Genomic DNA, 7,033 nt, shown 5'->3' on the forward strand with positions numbered 1-7,033 from the left:
TCGGTCCCTCGGAGAAACATGTTTGCGGCTTGGCCTGTGACGGGGTTCGGTCGGGCCTGTGAGGAGCCTGTGTGGCTGCCGGGCCACGTTCAGAGACCGTCCCAGGTGGACGGCTTGTCGTCGGGTGGGGTCAGCTGACCCGGTATGCGGCGATGAAACCCGCGTCCACGCGTGCCAGCAGGGCGTCCTCCCCATCCCACGCCAGGCCCGCCCCGCGGACGGCGTGATCGATCCTGAAGGTCAACTCGGCCGCTGGTTGCCCAAGCCGGTAGCAGGTCACCCAGCAGTGAGAACCGACGGCGAGCCGTGAACCGCCGGGGGAGACGGCGAAGCGGTAGTTCGCCACACCCTCGGGTGGGAGCCACCAGCCGGCCGGTTCACCGGTACTGGTCGAGTACACCCCCACCGGGGCCAGGCCCTTGCCGTACAGGTCGTGGACGACGAGGAAGTCTCCCCAGAAGGCCATCCGGTTGGGGAAATCAATGCCTTCGAGGCTCATCTCGGTGCCGTCGGCGAGGCTGCGGATGACGACTTCACCGGAGCGTGCGGCGAAGGCCAGATGCGTGCTTGACAGCGCCACCGTCAGAAGGTCGGTGTGCCCGTCGTAGAGTTCAGGGGCGACCGCGCGGTGCCATTCCAGCGTGCCGGTTGCCAGATCGGTGAGCTCCAGACGGCCGTCGTTGAACCACAGTGCCCTGCCCGCGGCGACGGCCAGTACCCCGCAAGGCTGTGACGGGCTGCCGGTGAGGGGGACGAGGTCGCCCGAGGCCTCGACGCGGCACACGACGTGATCTGCGAGGGCGAGCAGCCCTTGCCCGGTGGGGGCGAGGTCTCGGATCAGGCTTCGAGACCGTGCCACGAGCCGTGGCTCGGCCGCGCTGCGGTTGAGTGAAATCAGCAGGTCCGCGTCGTCGTGAAACGTGGTGAGGATGGCCGACGGTGTGGCGGTGACAGGGAGCATGCCCGTGTAGGACTTGCCACATGCCTGCTGGAGGAAGGGCGAGCCGACCGGAACGGTCTCGGGTGGGGCATCGAGCCGGAACCCCTTGCGGAGCCTTGCCCGTTCCTGGGTCTCTGACCAGTCGATCGCCTTGTAGCGGTCCTCAAAGGTCTTGCTTGAGGACCGTTCCCGCCCGGGGCGTCCGGACGTGACGGTCACCGTCGCGTCGTCGAGAGCTGTGCGGTATCCGGCGTTCTCGGAGGTCATGGCCCGTACTCTGTCCATGCGCGGATGGTAGTCGATAGTCAGGGTCGCATCCTTCCGGCGTTCTTCGTCGTTACCAGCGATGGATGGCGGTTACCAGGGTTGTCTGCGGTTACCAGGGTTGTGTGGCGGTTACCAGCGTTCTGCTGCGGACACCAACGGTTGTGCTCGTCACCAGCCGTATACGGCTGGTGACGCGGGATTTCGCTGGTAACGGGTGTCAACCAAAGTGGTGGGCCGACGCGTTGTGCAGGGTGAGGAGGCGAGATGACCCAAAGCCAGATCATGCCCGTTGAGGTGCGGGACTTCGATCACTTCGTCAGGACGAGAGCTGGCCGGTTGTACCGGGCCGCCTGGTTCCTGACCGGGGAAGCGCACAAGGCCGAAGACCTGGTTCAGACGGCGCTCGGAAAGGCGTACCCGCACTACCCGCAGGTGGCAGACGACGAGGAGTTCGAGGCCTACGTCCGAACCACCTTGTACCGGACCTACGTCCAGTGGTGGCGACGGCGCTGGAACGGGGAGGTCCCAACCGGGGAACTACCTGATGCGGTAGCGGAAGGGGCGCCGACCCCTGCGCGCATCGACCTGGCTCGCGCCTTGGCCGAACTGCCGAAGATGCAGCGCGCCGTCATGGTGCTGCGCTTCTACGAGGATCGTCCGGTCGCCGAGGTGGCCAGCCTGCTCGGCATCTCCGAAGGGTCGGTCAAGACCCATTCCTCCCGCGGCTCCGCAAACCTGCGCCGCTCAACCCACCTGACCGAGGAGGCATCATGAGCGACATCCACAACCTGTTCCACGACGCGGCCCCAGACGAGCCGACGACCGAGGCCTGGCCTGAGAAGGTCCACGCCCGACGTCACCGCAACCGGGTCGCCGGGGGTGTGGCGGCTGGGACGCTGGCTGTCGCGCTCGCCGTCCCGCTCGGGATCGCCCTGCTCAACCAGCCCAACCAGATCGTCGCCAGCCCCGCGCCCACCTCGACGCCGACCCCCCAGACGGTTTCGGTCGGGGACGCGGAGAGCGCCTGTGCAGCGGCGGCCGAACAGGTCGCGGGCTGGGCGGAGGCAGATAGGGGCGACCTGCCGGCCGTCAGGAAGGGCGCGACGGTGGCCTGGCTCTGCGGCGACCAGATGACCCTCGGCCCGAACGAACCGCTCACCACCGGGCTGGACGACCTCGTGCAGGCATACCTCGACCAGCCCGAAGCCCCTCTCGACCAGGCCTGCACCATGGAGTACCGGATGGCCTACACGCTGGTCTTCCAGTACGCCGACGGGTCACTGGCTCCGGTGACCGGTGAACTGCACGGGTGCCGGAACCTGAGCGACGGCGCCACGCTCCGTTCAGGGGGCGACGAACTCCTGACGCAGGCCACCGAGGCATGGACGGCGGAACGCGCCACGTCGGATTTCCGCGATGACGAGCCCGCAGCCTGCAGCGAAGCGACCATGTCGATCCTTCCGTTCGATTCGACACAGGTCAGGGCGGTGCAGACCTGCACCCGCTCGGGCGAGTTATGGGACGTCTACCGGGTCGACGTCATCAACGACCTCGACCTCCCCACCAACCCGGACGTCGCCAACGCAGTCATGGAGTCGGTGTCAGCCGATGTCGCGGATGCGGTCGACGTGTGGCAACCGCGCGAGCCGGAGCGTCGCATCGAGGTCGTTGACCGCTGGGGAGCCAAGTTCGTGCTCAGCGAGTTGCAGGACGGTGGGTTCGTCTTCACCGACGTCGATGGGAACCCGCGGCTCTGGACCCCGACGCCCAAGCTGGCGGTGCTGCTGGCCGTCGCAGACTGAGCGTCCGAACCCGTGCAACCAATTGCCGACCCCAGAGCGTCGTATGAGAGGAAGGAGGGCCGAACCATGACCCGACGACAGGCGCGCCGTCTGCTGCGCATGGCATGGGTCGGTCTTCTCCTGGCCGCCACGACCTGGGCCCTGGCCTGCTGGGTGCAGGTCGGCCTCGCCTCGACCGTCGACGGGGCGGGTGTGGGCGGTGCCTGGTCGGTTCAGGGGATCCGTTTGGTCCAGGCATCGGAGGAGAACTTCGTGGAGACCAGTTCGGAGGCCGCGCCCAACTCCGCCTCGGTGTAGGTGCGTTCCTGCGTGGCATACATCGACTCGAAATGTTCCCGGAAGACCCTGATGATCTCGTCGCGCGGGAGCTGAGTCTGGGAGCGCAGCGGATCGACGCGCTTGTTCGCCGATTTGGTGCCCTTGTCGGAGAGCTTCTCCCGACCGATTCGCAACACCTCAAGCATCTTGTCTGCATCGATGTCGTAGGCCATCGTAACGTGGTGCACGACCACACCGCCCGTGACCCGGCGCTGGGCCGCCCCCGCGATCTTGCCCTTTTCAGACGCGATGTCGTTGAGTGGGATGTAGCGGGCGTTGATGCCCACCTTCGCAAGTGCGCCCATGACCCACTGGTCGAGGAACTCGTAGCTGCGCTCGAAGCTCAGCCCCTCCACCAGTGAAAGCGGAACCACCAGCGAGTAGGTGATGCAGTTGCCGGGCTCCATGAACATTGCGCCGCCGCCGGTGATCCGGCGTACCACGTTGATGCCGTGGCGCGCACGACCCGCTTCATCGATCTCGTTCCTGTACGACTGGAACGACCCGATCACGACGAGCGGCTGGTCCCAGTCCCAGAACCTGAGGCTCGGGTTGACCTCCCCACGCGCCAGCTCGCCAGCGATCACCTCGTCCAGCGCGACGTGCATCCGCGGGTCCATCGTGACTGGGCCGATCACGTCGAACGTGTGATCCGACCAGTCCGTGGCGTGCCCGAGCGCCCTGCGCACCGCGATGCCGACCGATTCAGGGGCGAAGCCGATCATGCGGACGTGGTCTGCGAGCCGAATCCGGATGTTGTCAGCGAGATCGGGGACCGACGACGTGGAGGGCATCCCGACCAACGCGTCGTTGATGTCCTCAAGGGCCTCGTCGGGTTCGAGGAAGAAGTCGCCAGACACGAATGCCTGGGTGATCATCCCCTGTTCGACCTCGACGTCGACCGCCACCAACTTGCCACCTGGAACCTTGAATTCGCCACGCATGCGCCGAGCCTAGCGAGCAGATCCCTGGTTGCCACATCTTGGCTGTGCGGCGGACACGATGCCACGGGCGGCGGCGACCGGCGATGGTCGCCAGCCCGGCCCTTCAACCCGCAATTGGGAGCGACGGGCCGTTATGCTCCGATGACAACCTCACAGGTGGGTCGGAGCGTCGTTGCTGGTGGAGGTGAGGCATGCCCGACATCGAGTCGTTCGTCGAGGCGCGTGGTGGCGATCTGCTGCGCGCGGCCTGGACGTTGACCGGTGACGCGCACCATGCCGAGGATCTCCTTCAGACGGCGCTGGCGAAATCGTTGGGCGCCTACGACAGGCTCGCCAACGACCACAAGTTCGAGGCGTACCTGCGCACCACGATGTATCGCACGTACATCTCCTGGTGGCGACGGCGCAGTTGGCGCTCGGAGACCCCGTCGGAGTACGTGCCGGAGGTCAGGGGGAGCGAGGCGACGGTCGAGTTACGGCTCGACGTGATGCGTGCCCTCGAAACCCTGCCGCGCATGCAGCGCGCCGTGATGACCATGCGATACGTCGAGGACCGCCCCGTGGCCGAGGTCGCCGAGGCGCTCGGCATCAGCGAGGGCACCGTCAAGAAGTACGCACACCGAGGCTGCGCGACCCTCCGGGGGTCGGCGCACCTGCAGGAGGTCTGAACAATGATCGACGAAGACCGGGATGTCGCGGAGGCACTCAAGAAGGTTGCACCGCAAATGGTGGTCCCGAGGGGGCTGGTTGCGGGGGCCAGGAAACGCAGGAGCCGCTCCCGGGCAGTTGCCGGTTCGGTTGCGGGCGTCGGGGCGATGGCCGTCGCCGTGGGCTTTGCGCTGCCTGCCATGGTGTCTGCGATTGGCCCTCTCTTCGCCGGTCAGTCCTCTTCGCAGCAGGCCGCTTCCCAGGCGGACGAACGGGACGGCTCCGCGGCGGGCGGGGCGAACCCTGCTCTCGTGGCCCAGGGGACGGAGACGGCCGCAGCGGCGAGCGAGGCGCTCGGGTGGGCGGCGATCCAGGGGGCGGGGCCCGGCAACCAGGTGGTCTCACCGAGCTCGCTCGCCCTGTCGTTGGCCATGGCTGCTGAAGGGGCTGAGGGAGCCTCGGAGGCCAGCATCGACGAGGCTCTCGGCCTCGTCGGCGACGCCCGGTCGGGCGCCTACTCCGACCTGCGACGGTCCCTGACGGGTTATGAGACGTCACCGGACCGGATAGACCTGGTCGATCCGCCTGTCACTCCGGCCCTGCACCTCGCCAACCGGTTGGTCACGATCGACAGGGAGGCCGAGGCCCCGTTCGTTGAGCGTCTGGCCCGATGGTTCGATGTGCCCGTCGTGGCGACCACACAGGGCGAGGCGAAGGCGGTTCTCGATGCCTGGGTCAATGAGAACAGCGGTGGCCTGATCGAAGAATCGGCAATCGAGGTGGTGCCCGAACTCAAGGTGGTGACGCAGGACGCGTTGCTGTTCTCCGCGGCCTGGGCGACGCCGTTCGAGCGGGACGACCTCGCCCTCGATTTCGACGGGGTCGGCAAGGTCGACGCGCTGCAGGGCATCGTCCCTGCCCGGTACGCGGAGGGCGACCGGTGGACGGCCATCCGGTTGCCTTATGACGACCGCCTGGCGGCCGATGTCATCCTCCCTAAGCCGGGGGTTGCGCCGACAGCGCTCACCGAGGCCGAGCTGGCCGAGGCGGGAGCCGCGCTGGCGACTGCGCCGGTCGAGCAGGTCGACACCACGATGCCGGTGCTGGACCTGCGATCAAAGATGGACCTGCTCAAGGCGTTGCCACAGATCGACCTGAACGACCTCGGAGGCATCTTCGACGGTGCGTTCGCTGGCCAGTGGTGGCAGCAGAGCGTGCTGCAGGTCTCAGCCAAGGGAACCGTCGGGGCGGCCGTCACGGAGATGGGCGTCTATGAGAGCGCCGTCCTTGCAGAGAGGAGCTTCGTCGCGGATCGGGGATACGTCTTCCGGGTCGTCGACACTTCGACGTCGTGGCCCCTGTTCCTGGCTTCGGTGGTCGATCCGTCCGCTGCTGGTTGAGCCTCGCTGCTGGTTGAGCCCGGCCCCCAGCGCGAAGCGCCGGGGGCCGGTGACGAAACCTCCGTGACCTTGTGCAGGGACTTGTGTCCGGTTCCGTGTGAGGCTCGCGATGGTCCCCGGCGCGACCAACCGGCCCCGGGGAACCGTTCAAAACGGTTCCCCGGGGCCGGCGGCGGGGGTCAGGGGGGTCAGTGAGATCACCGACCCACCGGGTTTACGGGTTGCGGAACAGCACCATGTTGTTGAAGACCCACTGGGTCGACTGGCCAAAGGTGTAGCCGCCTCCCGGCCTCGGGGTGGCACTGTAGACGGTCGCCCGGACGGAGGTACGGCAGGCCCCGCGGCCGGTGGCCGGGGTGTCACATACGGTCTGCCAGTCGCGCCCGCTGCTGTCCTTCCAAGTACCAGCGTGTCCGAGCGGGTTGTTCGCCCACTGGGCCCTGGTCATGTACGGCAGGTAGGTGAGGTTGTTGAATGCCCACCCCTGCTGACGGACGAAGGAGCCGTTCGCGTTGCGGGTCACCGTGGTTGCCCAGATCTCCGTGCGGCAGCGGGTCGTCTGCGAGTAGGTCTCGCAGGTGGTGAGCCACTGACGTCCGTTGAAGATGTGGTAGCCGGGGACGGTGTAGGGAACCGACGGTGCCCAGGGGGGAGCCGGCGGCGTCAGGGTGGGCGTAGGTGTCGGCGTCGGGGTGGGGGTCGGCGTCGGCGTCG

At 67.3% G+C, this 7,033-nt stretch carries 7 protein-coding genes; 4 read left to right on the forward strand and 3 right to left on the reverse strand.

All coding sequences use genetic code 11. From position 1 onward, the window contains the following. Positions 1-130: 130 nt before the first annotated feature. Positions 131-1,225, reverse strand: a complete 1,095-nt coding sequence (locus BUC15_RS13235; protein ID WP_073189068.1) for a hypothetical protein — start codon at positions 1,223-1,225, stop codon at positions 131-133. A 246-nt stretch (positions 1,226-1,471) separates the two neighbouring features. Between BUC15_RS13235 and BUC15_RS13240 the strand changes: the two genes are divergently transcribed. Then, positions 1,472-1,981 carry a SigE family RNA polymerase sigma factor gene (locus BUC15_RS13240; RefSeq protein ID WP_139280264.1) on the forward strand — a complete coding sequence of 170 codons (510 nt, stop codon included), beginning with the start codon at positions 1,472-1,474 and terminating at the stop codon, positions 1,979-1,981. After that, positions 1,978-3,009 (forward strand): hypothetical protein, encoded by a 1,032-nt coding sequence (locus tag BUC15_RS13245; RefSeq protein ID WP_073189071.1) that lies wholly within the window; start codon positions 1,978-1,980, stop codon positions 3,007-3,009. Before BUC15_RS13240 ends, BUC15_RS13245 begins: the two co-directional genes overlap by 4 nt. Before the next feature lie 212 nt (positions 3,010-3,221). Here the strand turns inward: BUC15_RS13245 and lplAB are convergent, their stop codons facing one another. Further along, positions 3,222-4,271 (reverse strand): lipoate-protein ligase LplAB, encoded by a 1,050-nt coding sequence (gene lplAB / locus BUC15_RS13250; RefSeq protein ID WP_073189073.1) that lies wholly within the window; start codon positions 4,269-4,271, stop codon positions 3,222-3,224. 191 nt (positions 4,272-4,462) lie between these two features. On the opposite strand from lplAB, the gene BUC15_RS13255 reads away from it, so the two are divergent. Further along, the gene (locus BUC15_RS13255) at positions 4,463-4,939 is read left to right on the forward strand and encodes a SigE family RNA polymerase sigma factor (protein ID WP_073189076.1); all 477 of its coding nucleotides are present in this window, start codon (positions 4,463-4,465) and stop codon (positions 4,937-4,939) included. A 3-nt stretch (positions 4,940-4,942) separates the two neighbouring features. Next, positions 4,943-6,319 (forward strand): serpin family protein, encoded by a 1,377-nt coding sequence (locus tag BUC15_RS13260; RefSeq protein WP_073189078.1) that lies wholly within the window; start codon positions 4,943-4,945, stop codon positions 6,317-6,319. Positions 6,320-6,533: 214 nt separating this feature from the next. On the opposite strand, the gene BUC15_RS13265 is transcribed toward BUC15_RS13260, so the two are convergent. Next, a partial coding sequence (locus BUC15_RS13265; protein ID WP_175558329.1) for a hypothetical protein occupies positions 6,534-7,033 on the reverse strand: 500 nt, incomplete at its 5' end.

The organism is Tessaracoccus bendigoensis DSM 12906, from assembly GCF_900141915.1.
Classification (GTDB): domain Bacteria; phylum Actinomycetota; class Actinomycetes; order Propionibacteriales; family Propionibacteriaceae; genus Arachnia; species Arachnia bendigoensis.